The organism is Skermanella sp. TT6 (genome assembly GCF_016653635.2).
Taxonomy (GTDB): domain Bacteria; phylum Pseudomonadota; class Alphaproteobacteria; order Azospirillales; family Azospirillaceae; genus Skermanella; species Skermanella cutis.
Genome location: NZ_CP067420.1, coordinates 3,404,041 through 3,422,897, shown reverse-complemented (window position 1 = coordinate 3,422,897; position 18,857 = coordinate 3,404,041). Strand labels below are relative to the sequence as shown.

Below are 18,857 nucleotides of genomic sequence, written 5' to 3'. Positions count from 1 at the left end.
TCAATCGTCGGCTGCGGTCGCCACCGTCTCGGCGCCCGGGGGAGAAGTGGTTGATGAAGCGCTCTGGTAAGGGATAAGGAAGGTGAAGGTTGCACCTTCGCCCGGCGCGGTTTCCAACCAGATGCGACCCCCCAGATGTTCGACGATGCGTTTGCAGATGGCAAGGCCCAGGCCGGTGCCCTGCGGCTTGTCGGTCATGGTGTTGCCGACCTGACGGAACTTGTCGAAGACGATCCCCGCGTCGCCGGGCGCGATCCCCGGCCCGTTGTCGGCGACGGAGACGCGCACCCCCTCCGCGGCCGGCTCGACGCTGACCACGACCCGGCCGGTTCCGGACGGGGTGAACTTGGCGGCGTTGGACAGCAGGTTCATGGCGACTTGCGTCAGGCGGTCGTGGTCTCCCCGGACCGGCGGCACGTCGGCCGGAATGCGCTGCTCCAGCACCACGTCCTTGTCCTTGAACACCTGGGCGGTGGTGGCCGCCGTGTCGCGCATGATCGCGGCCAGATCGACCGGGCCGATCGTCCAGTCGATCTCGCCGGCCTCGATCTTGGCCATGTCGAGCACCTGGTTGATCAGCCGGGTCAGCCGTTCGCTCTCCCGGATGATCACGCCCAGGAACTCCCGCGACTGGTCGCGGTCGATGTCGGGATTATCGTGCAGGATCTCGGCGAAGGCGCGGACGGAGGTCAGCGGCGTCCGCAGCTCGTGCGTGACGGTGGACAGGAAGTCGTCCTTGAGCCGGTCCAACTCCAGCAGCTTCTCGTTGGCGGCCCGGAGCGCCGCGGAGGTGCGTTCCAGCTCGGCCGACTTCTGCTCGAGCTGCCGGCTGTATTCCAGCACTTGGCTGGTCTCGTCCAGCATGCGCAGCAACTCGGCCATGGTGACTTCGCCGCCCTTGACCGCGGAGGCCAGGGCCACGCGGGCGGACGCCGCGCCGACCGCGCCGGCCATCAGCCGCTCCCCGAACCGGACCAGTTCGGCGGTCGCCTGCCGGTCGCGGCGCAGGTCGATGTTGCGGCCCCGGGCGAAGCCGGCGAAGGCCTGCTCGGCGCGTTGCGGCCCGAGGAACCGCCCGACCAGGGCGATCAGGTCGCCGATCGTGGTGCTGCCCCTCCAGGTGCCGCCCTCGATCGAGCGGTCGGTCTGGCGGAACACGTCGACGAAGGCGTGGGCCTGGACCCGTTCCCCGACGCTGGGCCGGTCGAACAGCGACACGCCGACATAGAGCCCCAGGTTGGCCAGCATGCTCCAGAACAGCGCGTGCGACAGGGGGTCCAGCCCCTCCAGGCCGAGCAGCGCGTAGGGTCGCAGCAGGGCGATGCCGGCGGGGCCATCGGTCAGGAAGCCAGGGTCCAGCCAGCCCGACCGCGCGAAGGAGGGCAGCAGCAGCGTGTAGGTCCAGGCGGCGATGCCGGCGATCAGCCCGGCGATGGCGCCGCGGCGGGTAGCCCGGCTCCAGAAGATGCCGCCGATCAGCGCCGGGGCGAACTGGGCGACGGCGGTGAAGGAGATCAGCCCGATGGCCCCCAGCGCGTAGGCGCTGCCGGCGAACCGGAAATAGGCGTATCCCAGCAGCAGGATCGTCAGGATGGCGACCCGCCGGATCGCCAGCAGCAGGCGCGTCAGGTCCGGATGGCGGTCAAGCTTCAGGAGGCGCAGGTTGAGCAGCGCCGGGATGACGAGGTCGTTGGACACCATGGTGCTCAGCGCCACCGTCTCGACGATGATCATGCCGGTGGCCGCCGACAGGCCGCCCAGGAAGGCGAACAGGGCCAGGGCGCGCCAGCCTTCCGACAGCGGCACGGCCAGGACGAACATGTCGGGATCGACCGTGCCGCCGGGGAACAGCATCAGGCCGGCGACCGCTACCGGCAGCACGAACAGGTTGATCAGCAGCAGGTAGAGCGGGAACAGCCAGACCGCGCGGCGCAGGTGCGACTCCCGCATGTTCTCCACCACCGTGACCTGGAACTGCCGCGGCAGGCAGATGATCGCCGCCATGGAGAGCAGCGTGACCGTGATCCAGCTGCCGTCCGCCAGGGCCGGATCCACGGTCAGCAGGCGGGCGGTCCTGGGGTCGGCGGCGGCCCGGTCGAACAGGTCGGCGAAGCCGTCATGCAGGCCCCACACGACCATGATGCCGACCGCCAGGAAGGAGAGCAGCTTGACCACGCTCTCGAACGCCACCGCCGCCACCATGCCCTGGTGGTGCTCTGTCGCGTCGATGCTGCGGGTGCCGAACACGATGGCGAAGGCGGCCATCAGCAGGGCCACGTAGAACGCCTTGTCCGCGAGCAGCGCCGCCTGCGGCCCCGTCCCGAATCCCGACGGATCGGTTCCGGCCAGCACGTCGAAGCTGACCGACACCGCCTTGAGCTGGAGGGCTATGTAGGGCGTGATCCCGACGATCGCGACGGCGGCGACCAGCCCGCCGAGCAGATGGCTCTTGCCGTAGCGGGACGCGATGAAGTCGGCGATCGAGGTGCTGCGCTGCTTTCGCGCGATCCGCAGGATCTTGGCGACCAGGAGATATCCCAGCACCATGACCAGCGTCGGCCCGAGATAGACCGGCAGGAACCCGATGCCGAGCGTCGCCGCCCGCCCGACGCTGCCGTAGAAGGTCCAGGTGGTGCAGAAGACGCCGAGGGACAGGGCATACACATAGGGGGTCGCGATGACGCTGCGGCCCCGGTCGGCCCGGCGGTCGGCCGCCCAGGCGATGGCGAACAGCAGGAACAGGTAGGAGAAGGAGGCGACGGCGATTGCCCAGGCCGGCATCACCGGTCGTCCTCGGCGCGCTGCCGGCGCTCCATCGCCAAGCCGAGCAGGATGATCACCGCGGCCCAGGCGCCGAAGATGTAGACCAGCAGAGCCGGCCACCCGAACAGGGTGCCCGGAGCGCCGAAAGCCTTCAGAAGCGGCGGGTTGAACAGCACCAGGGCCAGCAGGAACAGCGCGACGAGGCGTTCACGCGAGGGAGATCCCGGAGATCCCCCAGGCGGCGCCCTGTCGCGCCGGGCGGTCAAAACGCCCGCTCCCGGGCATGCAGTTCGACCAGCATGTTGGCGCTGCGGATCGCGTCATCCAGCGTGATGACGTTCTGCTCCCGCAGCATGTCGACGAACCGCAGGAAGATCGCCGCGGTCAGCAGGCTGTCGCCCAGCGCGGTGTGGCGGTCGACCACCTGGATGCCCAGCCGCCTGGCGATCCCGTCCAGCGTATGGTCGGCGTCCGGCCCCTGGAGCTGGCGCGACAGCAGCATGGTGTCGAGCACCGGATGGTCGAACCGAACTCCGCTGACCTTCTCCTTCATCTTGAGGAACTTGAGGTCGAAGGCGGCGTTGTGCGCGACCAGCACGGCGCCCGACACGAACAGGTGGAACTGCGGCAGCACGACCGAGGCCTTCGGCTTGCCGCGCACCATGTCGTCGGTGACGCCGTGGAACTGGATCGTCTCCGGCGGGATCGACCGGCCGGGATCGACCAGCTGGCTGAAGGTCTCGCCGGTCAGGATGCGCCCGTTGACGATCCGGACCCCGGCGATCTGGATGATCTCGTCGCCGTCCGACGGGCGCAGGCCGGTCGTTTCGGTATCGAAAACGACGAAGGTAAGCTTGTCGAGCGGCGTCCGGCCCAGTTCGGCCGTGGCGATCGGCTGGTGCAGCAGGGAGAAGTCGAAGAATTCCGGCCGGGCGGAGGGCGGCGCCCGGTCGGCATGGCCGTGGAGCTGCTCCGTCGGCGGCAGCGGCACCCGCATGCGCGCCTGTCCCGGCCGGGGCGCGTCGCACCACAACTCGCTCCGGTGATGCTGCAGGACGTCGGTGACGGTCAGGCCGCCCAGGGCGTCGGGCAGGGCCTGCTCCATCCAGCCGTCCACGACGGAGGAGGCGACCGGCGTGCCGCTCCACGAGATGTCGACGAAGACCCACGAGCCCCCGGTTTCCGCCGACAGGTCGAAGTTCCGGGCGCCTGTGACTTCGCCCAGCCGCCCCACCAGATGGTCCAGCAGCACGACGAGGCTGTAGCTGTCGCCGTGCAGCCACTGCGGCAGGCCGGTCAAGGTGATGGCCGGTCCGCCGGCGGCGGCGACCCGGGCGATGACCAGGTTGATCAGGTTGCCGGAGTGGATGTCGCTCATCGGCCAGGCGCCGGTGATGATGCTGCGGTAATCGGCGGTGACGCTCTCCAGGCGGCCGGACAGGGCCGCGCATTCCTCCAGGATCACCTGCTCGAAGGCCCTGCGCGAATCGCGGTCCAGGTCGGGGTTGTCGGACAGGGTCTCGGCCGCGGCCAGCAGGTTGGCGACCGGCGGCCGGAACCCTTCCGTCGCGGCCCGGAGCACCGCGTCGCGCTTGCCGAGCGCCGCCAGTTCGGCCGTGACGTCGTCGAAGGTGACCACATAGCCGGTTATGACGTCCTCCTCCTGGAGGATCAGGCTCATGCGTCCCTGGAGCAGGTAGCGCCCGTCGGTGGTGGCGGCGACGAACTCGGCCGTGACGCCCATCGCGTGGGTATGGTGACGCCCGTCCTTTACGCGCAGGGTCAGCCGCTCCAGCGTGTGGAGGACCGGCGCCCGGGTCACCACCTGGAGCAGGTTGCGGCCGAGCCCCAGGTCGGCGGTCAGATGGAGCAGCGTCAGCGCCGCCTGGTTGTAGAGAAGGATCTGGTGCTGCTGGTTGCAGACCAGGACGCCCTCGTGCAGGTCGCGCAGCAGGGTGGACAGCCGGCTCTTCTGTTCCTGAACGACGGCGGTGGAGGAGGCGACCGCCTCGTCGATGTCGGAGCGGGCGGCGGCCAGCTTCTCGCCCAGCTCGTTGATCGCCTGGGGCAGGGGGGAAAGTGCCGCGTACCGCTCCGGCGGGACCCGGGCCGCCACGGTGCCGTGGCCGACCACGCGGGCCTCCCCGGCCAGCGCCACCAGGGACCGCAGGATGCTTCCGTCGACGATCCGCCACAGGGCGAACACGGCGGCCACGGCGACCGCGGCCCCGCCGAGGGCCTGGGTCGCCAGCGGATTGCCGGCCCCGTCGCCGTCGGCGAGCGTTGCCGGCAGCAGGATCATCAGGACGGCGGCGACCGCACCGACCGACGCGAACAGGAGGGCCATTCTGCGGCGTCCGTCCATGGATTGCAGGCTCCCGTGCCGATGTCAGGCGGCGAGGTGCTTGCGCACCGTTTCGACCAGGTCGCGGGTGGAGAAGGGCTTGGTGACGTAGTCGGTCGCCCCGAGCGCCATGCCCTTCTGCCGTTCCACGTCGCGGCTCTTGGCGGTCAGCATGATCACGGGCAGCCGCTGCCAGTCGGGGTTGGCCCGTATGGTCTGGCAGACGTCGAAGCCGTCGCGCTTGGGCATCATGGCGTCGAGCAGGATCAGGTCCGGGACCGATTGCTCCAGCGCCTGGATGACCTCCTCGCCGTTCTTGGCGAGGCGGACCTCGAAGCCGGCTTTCTGAAGCAGGAATTTGAGCGAGAGCAGGATGCTCGGCTCGTCGTCGGCGATCAGGATGGATTGGCTCATGGACGGCATTTCCTCCGGCGCCCAACCCCGCGGCCGGGGTCGTATTATTATTAGTTATGGTCAACACCAGTGGAGCCCAATGTACCCAGAGGGCTTCCATCCGATCAACAGCGACTATAAGGAAATTGTGATTCAGCGGACGCGGATGACATTACCGCGAAGATTTGCCGCACTCCGGAGTTCGGTGGAGGCGTCGGCGGCTTCCTTCTCGGTGCCGTAGCGGCCGACCCGGACCACCTTCCAGGTCTTGCCCGCGCCGTTGGTCCAGTCCGAGACGAAGGCGTCCCAGCCCTTCCCCGAAAGCTCGCGCGCGAGGCTGGCGGCGTTGGCCGGGTCCTGGAAGCTGCCGACCTGGACCGTGTAGTAGCGGTTGGGGACGGGTTCCGGCGGCCGTTCCCGCGCGGACCGCTCGGGCACCGGCAGGGGCGGAGGCACCACGGGCGCGGGAGCGGCGTCGCGCGGCCTCGACACCAGGTCGCTGAGCGCCGCGAGCGCCGGATCGATGGCCGGCCCGGCGGGAGCTTCCGATTTCTCCGGCGGCGTTCCGGTCACCGCCTCGGGCGGCGGCCCGGGCGCCGGCACCGGCTCCGCCACCGGGGGAGGCGGCGGCGTCTCCACCGCGGCCGCCTCGGCGGGAGGCGGCTCCGCGGGAGGCGGCTCAAGGGGCGGCGGCGGCGCTTCCGGAACTGCTTCAGCCGTCATCGCGGCTGGCGGGGGCGGCTCGGGCGCCTGCGGCTCCGGCGCGCTTTCGGCGGGCGGCGGGGGAGCGTGCGCGGCTTCCTGGGCGGCCGGCGGCGGCGCGTCCTGCGCCGGTTCCGGTGCCTGTTCCGTGACCATCGGCGCCGGCGGCGGCATCGGCGGAAGGATGGACGTGGGCGGCGGGTCGGCGGCGACCTGCGGGGGAGGGCTCGCCGGCGGGGAGGGTGGAGAAACGGGAACGGCGGGCCTGGGCGGCTCTGCCGAAGGCTCGACGGTCACGGTGGTGGTGCGCGGCGGCGGCGCAAGCATCACCGTGCTGACCCAGGCTCCTGCCGCGAAGGTCAGCACCAGCCCCACGGCCATGGCGGTGGATTTGAAGTTCATCGAGCGCTATCCGGCCCGGGCGCGTCGCACCGTCCGGGCAAACTCCGTCCATTATCCTGTGCTTCGGTCGAATAGGCGCCCAGAGGTCTTAATACCCCGTAAATCAAAATGCGGAGGACCCACCGCACGGGCCGCGCGGTGGGTCCTCCACGGTCCGGAACGATCCTGCGGGGCGTCCCGGTCAGGTGCGCGAGACGGTATCGCGGGGCAACTCGGCCGGCCGGCCGGCGGGGGCCGCCTGGACTTCCGGGGCTTCGTCTTCCCGAAGGCCGCTCCGGAACTGCTTCATGCCGCGGGCGATGTCGCCCATCGCCTGGGGAATCCGCTTGGTGCCGAACAGCAGCATGACGGCTGCCAGGACGACGATCCAATGGAAGAGGCTGAAGGAACCCATAGTCTTGTCTCCAGTGAGGCCCCGCCGTGCCGGCAGTTCCCGGTTGAACGGCTTGCCGCTGATCGCTAGCCGCGCTTGAAGGATAGGGGGCGGGCCATCCGCTTGCAACCCGTCCGCCGTCCCCAAGCATGATCCGATGTTCAGTATAGATGCTCCGGTCGCGACATGACAGCATTAGCTTTATAAGCTTTATTTGCGGCTTGTCGGGCGCGACGGCTGGTGATAGCGAAGCGTGCGCCATTGAAGTCCGCATTCCGCGGCCGGCCCCGCGCCATATCCGGAGTCCGATGTCCGCCCTCGATTTCCAGACCATCGTGGTCTTCACGCTGCTGGTCGGCGTATTCGTCGCATTCGTCCGCGAGTGGGTGCCGCCGGACATCGTGGCCCTGTCTACGGCGGCCATCCTGCTCCTGACCGGCGTCCTGGATACCGGCGAGGTGCTGTCCGTCTTCAGCAACAGCGCCGTCGCGACGGTGGCCGCGATGTTCGTTCTGAGCGCCGCGCTGGAGCGGACCGGCGTCGTGGAGGCGATGGGCAACGCCGCCATGCGGGTGGTGAGGCGCGACAGGATGCTGGCCTTCCTGATCCTGGTCGGGCTGGCCGTGGTCACGTCGGCCTTCATCAACAACACGCCCGTGGTGGTGATCCTGACGCCGGTCGCGGTGCGGCTCTGCCTCCATCTCGGGATGGCGCCCAGCAAGCTGCTGATCCCGCTGTCCTTCGCCGCGATCTTCGGCGGCACATGCACCCTGATCGGGACATCGACCAACCTGCTGGTGGACGGCGTCGCCCAGCGCATGGGCATGGAAGCCTTCGGCATCTTCGAGATCACCGGGTTCGGCGTGATCATGGCCCTGATCGGCATCACCTACCTGGCGCTGGTCGGGTACCGCCTGCTGCCGGAGCGGGAGACCACGGGCGAATTGCTGTCGAACCAGCCGCAGCGGCAATACCTGACCGAGGTGGTGGTTCCGCCGGGCAGCCCGGTCACGGGCATGACCCTCAAGGAGGCCAAGCTCGTCAACCTCGCCAGCGCGCGGGTCATCGACGTGGTGCGGCAGGACGAGTCGCTGCGCCGGGAACTGGATACCGTCGTGCTGCGTGCGGGCGACCGCATCCTGATGAAGAGCGGGATGGAAGGCGTGATGGGCCTGCGGGAGCATGCCGGCTTCGCCTTCGATCCGCAGGTCGACCTTCAGGAGATGTCCACCCGGAGCACCCGCGTCGTCGAAGGCATCATCGGTCCGCGATCGGGCTTCGTCGATCACAGGTTGGCCGAGTTCAACCTGCGGCGGCGGTACGGGCTTTACATGATTGCCGTACACCGGCAGGGCATCAATCTTCGGGAGAAGTTCGAGGAGGTCCGCCTCGAGGTCGGCGACATGGTGATCCTGGAAGGTCCGGAGGAGGGGGTCCGGCGGCTGGTCGACTCGGGCGACCTCATCAACCTGACGGAGCCGGTCCATAACCCGATGCGCCGTGCCAAGGCGCCGATCGCGATCGGCGCGGTCCTGGCCGTGGTGGTCCTGGCAGCCCTGGATATCATGCCGATCGCCGGGCTCGCGCTGATCGCGGCGGTGGGCGTCGTGCTGACCGGCTGCCTCGACCGCGACGAGGCCTATCGATCGATCGAATGGCGGATCCTGTTCCTGATCCTGGGCATGCTGACCCTCGGAGCCGCCATGGAGAAGACCGGGGCGGTCGAGCTGGTGGCGGGAGCCGTGGTCGACGCGGTCGGCCGCAACGAGCCGCTGATCATGCTGTCGCTGGTCTATCTCCTGGCGTCCGCCCTGACGGAGATCGTCAGCAACAATGCCGTGGCCGTGCTGCTGACGCCGATCGCCATCGGCATCGCGCAGCAGCTCGGCGTCGATCCCAGGCCCTTCGTGGTCGCCGTGATGTTCGGCGCCTCGGCGAGCTTCGCGACGCCGATCGGCTACCAGACGAACACGTTCGTCTATGGCGCGGGGGGATACAAGTACATGGACTTCGTCAAGGTCGGGCTGCCGCTCAACCTTCTGTTCTGGATCGTCGCGACCTTCCTGATCCCGCTGTTCTGGCCGTTCTGACCCGTGGGGCCGGCTCAGTCGGCGAAGCGCGGCATCTTGGACCCGCACAGCAGGTCGTCGAGCCGGTAGGCCATGTCCATCGCCATCTGGAAGGTGGGCTTGTCGAAACTCGGCTGCGGTCCGGCCTCGTAGCAGAGGAGACGCGCGTTCCGGATGGCGGAGTTGATGCTGGCGGGCTGCAGGTGGTGGTTCATGGCACATACCCCGGTCGGTGGCGGCGGTCCGGCAGGGTTCCGGACCGCCTGATTATTCTGTACACAGGATATTGTCGGCCATTGGAAAGTAATAGCAAAAAGCTTTTGACGATACGTCAAGGGATCCCTTGACGATCCGAATCCGCGGTCTCAGTGCATGCCTTCCAGTTCCTGAGCCGTCTGCTGGCCGGGAAGCTTGCCCAGGATGATCATGCCGAGGACCTCGTCCTTGGTGACGTCGGAGGTGTGGCAGGTGCCGACCAGCTTGCCGTTCTTCATGACGCTGACCCGGTCCGAGAGGTCGAAGACATCGTGCAGATCGTGGCTGATCAGGAAGATGCCGATGCCTTCCTTCTTCAGCTGCTTGATCAGTTCCGCCACCTGCTGGGTCTCCTGCGGTCCCAGCGCCGCCGTCGGCTCGTCCATGATCAGGATCTTGGCGTTGAAGTGCAGGGCGCGGGCGATCGCCACCGACTGGCGCTGGCCGCCGGACAGGTTCTTCACCGGCTCTTTGATCTTGCGGAAGTTGGGGTTGAGCCTGCCCATCACGTCGCGGGTCGCGCGCTCCATGGCGTCGTCGTCCAGCGTTCCCCAGGGGGTCATCAGCTCCCGCCCCAGGAACAGGTTGCCGGGAGCGTCGATATTGTCGGCCAGCGCCAGCGTCTGGTAGATCGTCTCGATGCCGAGCGCCTTGGCGTCGCGCGGGCTGCGGATCTCAACCGGCTGGCCGTTGATCAGGATCTGGCCGGAGTTCGCCTGGTAGGCGCCGGACAGGATCTTGATCAGGGTCGACTTGCCGGCGCCGTTGTGGCCCAGCAGCCCGACCACCTCGCCGGGATAGAGGTCCACGGTCACGCCGTCGACCGCCTTGATGCCGCCGAACTGGATGGAGATGTCGCGCATTTCCACCAGCGGAACGGTTCCTGTCATCTCTCGGGCCCTCCTAGCGGCGGCGTTTCTGGTAGACGGTGTCGAGCCAGACGGCGACGATCAGCACCAGGCCGATCACGACCGGCTGCATCGGCGTCGCGATGTCCAGCAGGATCATTCCGCTCTGCAGGCTCTGCATGATCAGGGCGCCCAGGATCGCGCCGGCGATGGTGCCGACGCCGCCGGCCAGCGACGTCCCGCCGATCACCGCCGCGGCGATGACGGACAGCTCCAGCAGCGACCCGGTGGAGTTGAGGCCGGCGTTCAGCCGCGCGGTCTGGATCGCGCCGGCGATGGCGGCCAGCACGCCCATCAGCACGAAGATCATCACCGTGACCTTGCGCACGTTGATGCCGCCCAGTTCGGCGGCCTCCGGATTGCCGCCGATGGCGAAGACGTAGCGGCCGAACTTGGTGACCTTGGTCAGCGCCGACATGGCGACCGCCACGACGATCAGGATCAGCACGGGGATCGGGATGCCCTGCGGCACCTGGGTGCGCGGCCGATAGTAGGAGTTCATGACCATGACGAACGCCACGATCAGGCCGATGGAGACCGCGAGGATCAGCGCCTCGGCCCAGAGCGGGCGGACCGGGAAGTTGAACCGGTTGCGCCGCTGGCGCGTGCGGACCGTCTTGAACAGGACGGCGGCGATGAACAACCCGCCGACCACCCAGCTCCAGAAGGCGCCGATCGAGCCGTCCAGACCGCCGCCCAGGAGCTGGAAGGTCGGGTCCATGGGCGCGACGGTCCGGCCCTCCGTGATCCACCAGGCGAGGCCGCGGAAGATCAGCAGCCCGCCCAGCGTGACGATGAAGGCGGGGACGGCCCGGTAGGCCACCCACCAGCCCTGGAAGGCGCCGATCAGGGCGCCCATGGCGAGGCCGGCGACCAGGGAAACCACCCAGGCCCAGGAGGTACCGATCGGCAGCACCTCGACCTGAAGGACGGCCATGACCATGCCGACGAAGCCCAGGACGGAGCCCACCGACAGGTCGATGTGGCGGGCGACGATCACCAGGACCATGCCGGTCGCCATGATGCCGACGACGCTGGTCTGGACCGACAGGTTCCACAGGTTGCGCGCCGTCAGGAAGATGCCGCCCGTCATGATGTCGAGCCCGACCCAGATCACCGCCAGGGCCGCCGCCATGGCCAGCAGCCTGGTGTCGATCTCCAGGGCGGCGATCAGGTTGCGGGCGCCCTGCGGTCGCGCCGTGCCGGGCGTTTCAACGACAGTCGTCATTGTCAGGTACCCTCATGCGAAAATCGCGGACCGCCGGATGAAGCCCGGCGGCCCGCGATCGCCGTTCAACGATTCGGGAGGCGACGGCTCACATGCAGGCCTTGGGAGCGTTGGCCTTGTCGACACCCTGGCAGGCCACGGCCTTGGTCACCCAGCCGGCATCGATCACCAGGTTGAGGTTCTCCTGGGTGATCGGGATCGGGGTCAGGAAGATCGCGTCCAGCTCGACGCCCTTGGCGCCCTGGTTCCACTTGGTGGCACCCTTGATCTGCGACGCCTCGGTGCCCTTGGCCAGTTCGACGGCGATATCGGCCGCGGTCTTGCCGAGCTCGCGCGAGTCCTTCCAGACGCTGACGGTCTGCAGGCCGCGGGCCACCCGGTTCAGCGCCGCCTGGTCGGCGTCCTGGCCGGACACGGGGATGCCCTGCAGTCCCTGGGCGGAGAGCGCCGCGATGGCGCCGCCGGCCGTTCCGTCGTTGGAGGCGACGACCGCGTCCACCTTGTTGTTGTTGGCGGTCAGGATCTGCTCCATGTTCCGCTGCGCGTTCTCGGGCAGCCAGCCGTCGGTGTACTGCTCGCCCACGACCTTGATGTCGCCCTTGTCGATCGACGGCTTCAGCACCTCGACCTGCCCCGCATGCAGGAAGTCGGCGTTGGGATCGGCGGCGCTGCCCTTGATGAAGACGTAGTTGCCCTGCGGCTTGACCTTCAGGATCTCGCGGGCCTGGATGCGGCCGACCTCCTTGTTGTCGAAGGTCAGGTAGAACACGCCGGGCGCCTCGATCAGGCGGTCATATCCCAGCACGGGGATGCCCTCGGCGGTCGCCTTTGAAATCGCCGGCATGATGGCGTTGTTGTCCTGGGCCAGCACGATCAGCGCGGTGGCCCCGCGGGTGATCAGGCTCTCGACGTCCGAGAGCTGCTTGGACGGCGAGCTCTGCGCGTCGGCGCTGATGTAGTCGGCGCCCAGTTCGGCCAGGCGGGCCTTGATGGCGGCCTCGTCGGTCTTCCAGCGTTCCTCCTGGAAGTTGGACCAGCTCACCCCGACGACGACCTTCTGCGCCCAGGCCCCGGTCGATGCCGTCATGACGAGCACCGCGCCCACGCCCATCAGCGCATGCTTGATGGCATTCATTGAGTTCCGCCTCCCCCATGGGTTCATTCTTGTTGGCCCGGCATTACCGTGGCGATCTTTCCAAACCTGCTCGAGACAACGCCCGGGCCACCGGACGGTGCGGCATTGTCGCTCCGCTACATACTGCCGCGGTCCAACGATGCCATGGCGCACAGGCCAAATCAATCGGCCTCGCCGGGCACCGGCGGCGCCGGCGAAACGTGGCGGCCGACGCCCTCTCCCGCGGCCGGGAGAGGGCTGGGCCGGCGCCTACTGGGCGTCCGCGGCGACCTGCATCTTGACGATGCGGTCGGGATCGGTCACCGCGCCGTTGCGCATGGACGATCCCTTCTTGATGTTGTCGACGAACTCCATGCCCTCGACCACCTGGCCCCAGACCGTGTACTGCCGGTCCAGGTGCGGCGACGGCGCGAACATGATGTAGAACTGGCTGTCGCCGCTGTTCGGATCCTGGGCCCGGGCCATGGAGACGGTGCCGCGGACATGCTTGTAGTTGGAGAATTCGGCCTTCAGCTTCTGGCCGGACCCGCCGGTGCCGTCGCCCCGGGGGTCGCCGGTCTGGGCCATGAAGCCGTCGATCACGCGATGGAACACGAGGCCGTCGTAGAAGCCTTGGCGGGTCAGTTCCTTGATCCGCGCGACGTGGTTGGGAGCCAGATCGGGCTTCAGCTCGATCACGACTCGGCCATCCTTCAGGTCGAGGTAGAGGGTGTTTTCAGGATCCAAGGCAAAAGCCTCCCCACTCCAGAGAAAGGCGCCCATCAGGGTCGCCATGATTAGGGTCTTCAACCAGCGCATCGTTGCTTCCACAGTGCAGGTCGGTGACGCGGGGACCATAGTGGAAGCGGTGGCGGGAAGAAAGCCGTGCCTCGCGAACACCCGATCGGGGGCGGCCGTCAGCTCGCCTGCGCCAGGGATTTGGACCCGCCGAGCCGTTGGGCGAGCCAGTCGGCGAGGCGTTCGGCGCCTTCGGCCGGGACATGGAGGCCCAGCTTGGTCCGGCGCCACAGGATGTCGTCGGCGGTGCGCGCCCATTCCCGCTCGACCAGCCAGGCGGCCTCGCGCTCGTACAGGCCGCCGCCGAAATCGGCGCCCATGTCCTGGAGCGAGGCGGCAGCGCCGACGATCTCCTCGGCCATGGTGCCGTAGAGCCGGCAGAGCCGCTGCGCCACCGCGGCGGGCAGCCAGGGACGCCGGGCCTTGAAGGCGGCGGCGAAGGGGTCGAACCGCGCGTCCGGCATGTCGCCGCCGGGCAGCGGGGCCGTCGCGGTCCAGGACGGCGCCAGGCCAGGGATGAAGCCCGCCAGCTTGTCCATGGCATGCTCGGCCAGCCGCCGGTACGTGGTGATCTTGCCGCCGTAGATCGACAGCAGCGGCGCTTCGCCCGCATCGCCCGACAGGTCGAAGACGTAGTCGCGCGTGACGGTGGACGGGTTCGCGGCGCTGTCGTCGTCATAGAGCGGGCGGACGCCGGAATAGCTCCGGACGACGTCCTGCGGCCCGATCTCCGTCCGGAAATAGCGGTTCACCGCAGCGCACAGGTAGGCGGTCTCCTCCGGATCGATCCGGACGTCCGAGGCGTCACCCTGGAACGGGATGTCGGTGGTGCCGATCAGCGTGAAGCGGTGCTCGTAGGGAATCGCGAAGATCACCCTGCGGTCGGTGTTCTGGAGGATGTAGGCGTGGTCGCCCTCGTACAGGCGGGGAACCACGATGTGGCTGCCCTTGACCAGCCGCATGTGGGCGCTGCCCTTCTGGCCGGCGATCCCGTGCAGGAAGCGCTCGACCCAGGGGCCGGCGGCGTTGACCAGGATCCGCGCGGTGACCACCCGCTCGGCGCCGGTCGCCAGGTCCTTCAGCCGCGCGGTCCAGCGGTCGCCCTCGCGCCGCGCCTCGACGCAGCGGGTGCGCGGCAGGATCTCCGCGCCGCGCGCGCGGGCATCCATGGCGTTGAGCACGACCAGACGGCTGTCCTCGACCCAGCAGTCGGAATAGGCGAACCCGCGGGCCAGCTCCGGCTTCAGCGGCGCGCCCTCCGCCCGGTCGGTCCGGAAATCCAGGCTCCTGGTGCCCGGCAGGCTGCGCCGTCCCCCGATATGGTCGTAGAGGAACAGGCCCAGCCTGATCATCCAGGCCGGGCGGAGCAGCCGGTTGTGCGGCAGCACGAACCGCATCGGCCAGATGATGTGGGGGGCGATCCGCAGGAGCACCTCGCGTTCCGCCAGGGCCTCGCGGACCAGGCGGAACTCGTACTGTTCGAGATAGCGCAGTCCGCCATGGATCAGCTTGCTGCTGGAGGAGGAGGTGGCGCTGGCGAGGTCGGCCTGTTCGCACAGGATCACGGAAAGTCCGCGACCGGCCGCGTCGCGCGCGATGCCCGCGCCGTTGATGCCGCCGCCGATCACCAGAAGATCCACCGCCGTATCCTGCCGATCCATCTCCATCCTCCGAAAAGCCCCTCGGTATGTTCGAAAACGAACATAATGCCCGTTTTGTATTTTCGCAAACGAACATTCCCGAATGTCCTTTTTCTGCCACGACGGAGTGCTAGCTTCCGTGGGCGAAACATATCGTCGAGCGGGAGGTAGGGACGCGATGGCGCGTCGCTGGACATGGATTTTTCCGGCCCTGGTCGCCGTGGTCGGGGCCGGGCTGCTGGGCCTGCCGTCCCTGGTCGAATGGCAGGGCGAGCGGATGCTCCGCGACTCCGGCTGGCCGGACGCTCGGGTCGACGTCGTGCGGATGGACCTGTCCGGCACCGACATCGATGTCTGGAACGACGCGGCGCGGGAGCGGCGGATCGGCCGGATCGAGCTGGCCTATTCCTTCGCCGCGGGGATCGGCGGCCGGCTGGACTTGGATATGCCGCTTTCCGGGCTGATGCCGGACGGGGTCGAGGTGAAGGATGCGGCCTTGCGTACCGCCGGGACGATCCGGTCGGAGGACGGGCGGTGGAGCTATGTCCCCGACGGATGCGTCACGCTGACCGCCTCCGGGGCCGCCGCCGGACCGGTGAGGGTGAGCGAACCGAAGTCGCTGTGCCTGGAGGCGGTGCCCGGCAAGGGCTTCCTCGACTATAGCCTGGCCGAAGGCACGGTGCTGGCGTTCGCGGTCAGGCCCGCGCCGCTCAGGCTGACCGTGCAGGGGGTGCCGGTGGCCGGACGATCCCCCGCCATGGTGGTCGATGCGGCCCTGGCGGCGACCGGGGCTCCCACGGGCATCGACGTCGCATGGCGGCAGGGGACGATCTCGCTTCCCCGGCAGGGCGTCGTCGGCGAGGGCCTGTCCGGCAAGGCGAGTTTCGATCCCGCGAAGGGACGGCCCCTCACGGCGGATTACGCCATCGCGACGATCCGCCATGACCGCCCGAAGCCGCTGGTGGCGCCGCTTCGGGCGAAGGGCCATGCGGAGGGGGATCCCTTGGCGACGGTACGCTTCGATGCGCGGCTGGCGGATGCCGGCGGCGCGGTCGCCATCGCCATCTCGGGCGAGCAGGACATGGCCGCCGGGGCGGGGTCGGCCGAGGTGAGGATCCCGCCCGTCCGGTTCGCGCCCGATGGGCCGGGACTCACCGGCCTGTTCCCCCTCCTGGGCGATTGGGTCGAGACCGCCAGCGGCACCTTCGGTATGGACGGCCGGTTCGCCTGGGGGGAGGGGAGCGGCAAGGGAAGCGCATCGATCCTGATCGAGGACGCGGCGGTCGGGGCCGGCGGCGTCACGGCGCAGGGTATCAACGCGGTCCTGACGGCGGACAGCCTGGCCCCGATTCGCCTCCCGCCGGGGCAGATCCTGTCGGTCGCCCTGATGGATGTCGGCCTGCCCCTGACGAACGCCGTGGTGGATTTCGGAGGCGCGGCGGACAGGCTTTCGGTCGCCCGGGCCCAATGGCAGTGGGCCGGCGGGATCGTGAGGGCGCTTCCGTTCGATCTCGGGCCCGGGGATTTCAAGCCGGGAGGCGAGGAGCGGACGATCGAGCTGGAAGCGACGGGAATCGACCTTCAGAGGCTTCTCTCGGTCGCGGCGGTCGAGGGGCTGTCGGCCACGGGCACCCTGGGCGGACGCCTCCCTGTTCGGATCGGCCCGGACTCCGTCACCGTCGCGGACGGCAAGCTGGAGACCATGGGCCCCGGCACCCTCCGTTACGATCCGGAGGCGCCCCCGTCCTTCCTGAAGGGCGATCCCGGCAGCAGCACCGACATGCTGCTCCAGGCGCTGACCGACTTCCGGTACGAATCGATCGAACTGGCGGTGAACGGGACGGCGGGCGGCGAGATGGCGATCGGTTTCGCGATCCGCGGGTCCAATCCCGATTTCTATGATGGATATCCGGTGGCGCTTAATCTTAATGTCGACGGCGCGCTCGACACGATCCTGCGGCGCGGCATCACAACCTATCGGATCCCGGAAGCGGTACGCGACCGGATCCAGGAATTCCAGGCCCAGGACAAATGACGCACATCCCGATCGCGCGCCGGCGCCTGCTTCTCGGAACGGCGCTGGCCGGCCTCGCCCCGGTGCTGGCGGCATGCAGCCCGACGGTCAAGGTCGAGGCTCCCGACAAGCCGATCGAGATCAACCTGAACATCCGTATCGAACAGGAAGTCCGGATCAGGGTCGAGCGCGACCTGGAGCAGGTATTCGCCGACGATCCCGAACTCTTCGGATTGCCGTCCGGCAGCGCGCCGCGGAGCGGCGGACAGGGTGCCGGCAGAAAGGGGAGCGGTACGTAATGAGACGCTTGTTGATCGTGGCCGCGCTGGCCCTGGGGACCGGGGCCGCGGTTCCGGCGGTGGCGCAGGCTCCCCTGGACCAGGCCAAGCAGGCGGGACTGGTCGGCGAACGGCCCGACGGGCTGGTAGGCTTCGTCGCCGGAACCGTTCCCGCCGACATCCGCGCCCTGGTGGACCGGATCAATGCCCAGCGGCTCGACCGGTACGCCCAGGTGGCCCGGACCAACGGGGCGTCGGTCGAGAGCGTGCAGGCTGTGGCCGGCCGCCAGCTGATCGAGCGGACGCCCGCCGGACAGTACGTCATGACGCCGTCGGGCGACTGGCGGCGCAAATAGGCGCATGGCGCCGCGGTTGTTTTCCTACCCTGCGGCATGTTCCTGTGCTACGATTTCGGGGTATGTGAGCTTCCGCCCCCTGGATAGCCTTCCGCCGGCGGAGGAGAGGGCTCCAGAAAGGAGTTGCATCCATGGTGACGATATCCAGCTTCCTGTCCGCCTACCCGACGACGGGGGCGACCAGCACCGCCAGGACAGCGGCCACGACCAACGCTTCGGCTGCGACCACGGTGGCTTCGGAGAAGGCGTCGCCGACGACCCGGTCCAGCGGTGCCGCGGGGGCCGTCAAGCTGGAGTTCGACCAGGCCAAGCCGCGTACCGCCGACAGCTTGCGTGACCAGTTGCGGACCAAGCTGAACGACGTGCTGGGCGGGATCTACAAGGACAAGGACCAGCGCGCCCAGGCGACGGAGGAGTCGCTGAAGTCCCTGTCGTCCCAGATCGACAAGGCGGCATCCTCCAAGGATGTGAAGGGCGTCGAGATCCGTGTCGGCTCGGTCAATACCAATTACGGACTCTCTTCGAGCGTGCGTTCGATCGGCATCGAGGTCGGGCTCGTGCGGGACAAGAAGGTCTCGTCGTCCGACACGACCGTGCTCGACTACCAGGGGAAGACGGTCGGGCTGTCGGCGAAGGAGGTCGCTTCCGGACTGGTCAACGGCGCCTATTCGACCACGGGCCAGCTGCCGGCCGACGCGTCGAGCGCCGGGTCGGCCGCCCTGGAAAAGGCCCGGACCGCGCTGTCCAAGGTGCAGCAGACGTCGGATGCCCTGAAGGCCTTCCGCAATGGCGACAGCGGTCCGCTGGACGAGCTGAGGGCGCAGATGCAGGGCGGCAAGTCCTCCGTCTCGACGGCGAGCCAGTCGGCCCCCTCCGATCCCACGGCGGCGCTGATGAGCAGGGATCCGAAGGTCCGCCAGCAGATGCTGTCCCAGATGATGGCGAACCATTACGGCCAGTTCGTCCGCTGACCGGCAGACCGGTGATCCTTCATCCAGGGCTTGGTTATTCCCGGCGGGACGGCTAGAGCTGTACCCGATCAGGTCGGTCCGCTGCGGTCCCCGTAGCCGGCCGCTCCACTCGCCGCACCGTGTTGCGCCATGGGCGCACCCTACGGCTCGATGCAGGGCGGAGATGATGCGGGCCGGCGATCGTAGGTTGCGCCCCTGGCGCAACGCATCGGATCAGCTATCCAGGCGGCTCAACCTGATCGGGGACCG

General features: G+C 68.6%; 17 protein-coding genes. 5 read left to right on the top strand and 12 right to left on the bottom strand.

Features of this window, described 5'->3' with window-relative positions; genetic code table 11:
* The 6 genes from IGS68_RS16185 to tatA form a co-directional block, all read right to left on the bottom strand.
* Positions 1-2,781 (bottom strand): sensor histidine kinase, encoded by a 2,781-nt coding sequence (locus IGS68_RS16185; RefSeq protein ID WP_201071144.1) that lies wholly within the window; start codon positions 2,779-2,781, stop codon positions 1-3.
* Positions 2,781-3,029, bottom strand: coding sequence for a hypothetical protein (locus IGS68_RS16180; protein ID WP_201071142.1), 249 nt, complete (start codon positions 3,027-3,029; stop codon positions 2,781-2,783). The genes IGS68_RS16185 and IGS68_RS16180 overlap by 1 nt, the downstream gene beginning before the upstream one ends.
* A complete protein-coding gene (locus tag IGS68_RS16175) occupies positions 3,026-5,110 on the bottom strand; it encodes a 3'-5' exonuclease (protein WP_247880902.1) in 2,085 nt (694 codons plus the stop codon). Before IGS68_RS16175 ends, IGS68_RS16180 begins: the two co-directional genes overlap by 4 nt.
* A gap of 42 nt (positions 5,111-5,152) precedes the next feature.
* Positions 5,153-5,521, bottom strand: coding sequence for a response regulator transcription factor (locus tag IGS68_RS16170; RefSeq protein WP_201071140.1), 369 nt, complete (start codon positions 5,519-5,521; stop codon positions 5,153-5,155).
* 132 nt (positions 5,522-5,653) lie between these two features.
* A complete protein-coding gene (locus tag IGS68_RS35995; RefSeq protein ID WP_201071139.1) occupies positions 5,654-6,604 on the bottom strand; it encodes an SPOR domain-containing protein in 951 nt (316 codons plus the stop codon).
* 181 nt (positions 6,605-6,785) lie between these two features.
* The gene (tatA, locus tag IGS68_RS16160) at positions 6,786-6,998 is read right to left on the bottom strand and encodes a twin-arginine translocase TatA/TatE family subunit (RefSeq protein WP_201071136.1); all 213 of its coding nucleotides are present in this window, start codon (positions 6,996-6,998) and stop codon (positions 6,786-6,788) included.
* 287 nt (positions 6,999-7,285) lie between these two features.
* Between tatA and IGS68_RS16155 the strand changes: the two genes are divergently transcribed.
* Entirely contained in the window at positions 7,286-9,067 is a 1,782-nt protein-coding gene (locus IGS68_RS16155) for an SLC13 family permease (RefSeq protein ID WP_201071133.1), read from the top strand.
* Positions 9,068-9,081: 14 nt separating this feature from the next.
* Here the strand turns inward: IGS68_RS16155 and IGS68_RS16150 are convergent, their stop codons facing one another.
* From IGS68_RS16150 to glpD, 6 genes are all read right to left on the bottom strand, one after another.
* A complete protein-coding gene (locus tag IGS68_RS16150; RefSeq protein WP_201071130.1) occupies positions 9,082-9,261 on the bottom strand; it encodes a hypothetical protein in 180 nt (59 codons plus the stop codon).
* A gap of 150 nt (positions 9,262-9,411) precedes the next feature.
* Complete coding sequence (locus tag IGS68_RS16145) at positions 9,412-10,191, bottom strand: ATP-binding cassette domain-containing protein (RefSeq protein ID WP_201071127.1); 780 nt, start codon at positions 10,189-10,191, stop codon at positions 9,412-9,414.
* Positions 10,192-10,204: 13 nt separating this feature from the next.
* Positions 10,205-11,437, bottom strand: coding sequence for a sugar ABC transporter permease (locus tag IGS68_RS16140; protein ID WP_201071124.1), 1,233 nt, complete (start codon positions 11,435-11,437; stop codon positions 10,205-10,207).
* An 88-nt stretch (positions 11,438-11,525) separates the two neighbouring features.
* Positions 11,526-12,572: a D-xylose ABC transporter substrate-binding protein gene (gene xylF / locus IGS68_RS16135; protein ID WP_247880900.1), complete on the bottom strand. Its 1,047-nt coding sequence runs from the start codon at positions 12,570-12,572 to the stop codon at positions 11,526-11,528.
* 249 nt (positions 12,573-12,821) lie between these two features.
* Positions 12,822-13,346 (bottom strand): peptidylprolyl isomerase, encoded by a 525-nt coding sequence (locus IGS68_RS16130; RefSeq protein WP_228435479.1) that lies wholly within the window; start codon positions 13,344-13,346, stop codon positions 12,822-12,824.
* Between the two features lie 122 nt (positions 13,347-13,468).
* Positions 13,469-15,010 (bottom strand): glycerol-3-phosphate dehydrogenase, encoded by a 1,542-nt coding sequence (gene glpD / locus IGS68_RS16125; protein ID WP_247880898.1) that lies wholly within the window; start codon positions 15,008-15,010, stop codon positions 13,469-13,471.
* Between the two features lie 157 nt (positions 15,011-15,167).
* On the opposite strand from glpD, the gene IGS68_RS16120 reads away from it, so the two are divergent.
* The 4 genes from IGS68_RS16120 to IGS68_RS16105 all read left to right on the top strand — a co-directional run bounded on the left by IGS68_RS16120 (position 15,168) and on the right by IGS68_RS16105 (position 18,608).
* On the top strand, positions 15,168-17,024 hold the full coding sequence (locus IGS68_RS16120; protein WP_201071103.1) for an intermembrane phospholipid transport YdbH family protein: 1,857 nt from the start codon (positions 15,168-15,170) through the stop codon (positions 17,022-17,024).
* On the top strand, positions 17,021-17,302 hold the full coding sequence (locus tag IGS68_RS16115) for a YnbE family lipoprotein (protein WP_201071100.1): 282 nt from the start codon (positions 17,021-17,023) through the stop codon (positions 17,300-17,302). The genes IGS68_RS16120 and IGS68_RS16115 overlap by 4 nt, the downstream gene beginning before the upstream one ends.
* Positions 17,302-17,637, top strand: a complete 336-nt coding sequence (locus tag IGS68_RS16110; RefSeq protein WP_201071097.1) for a YdbL family probable chaperone protein — start codon at positions 17,302-17,304, stop codon at positions 17,635-17,637. The genes IGS68_RS16115 and IGS68_RS16110 overlap by 1 nt, the downstream gene beginning before the upstream one ends.
* Before the next feature lie 131 nt (positions 17,638-17,768).
* Entirely contained in the window at positions 17,769-18,608 is an 840-nt protein-coding gene (locus IGS68_RS16105) for a hypothetical protein (protein WP_201071094.1), read from the top strand.
* Positions 18,609-18,857: the final 249 nt, after the last annotated feature.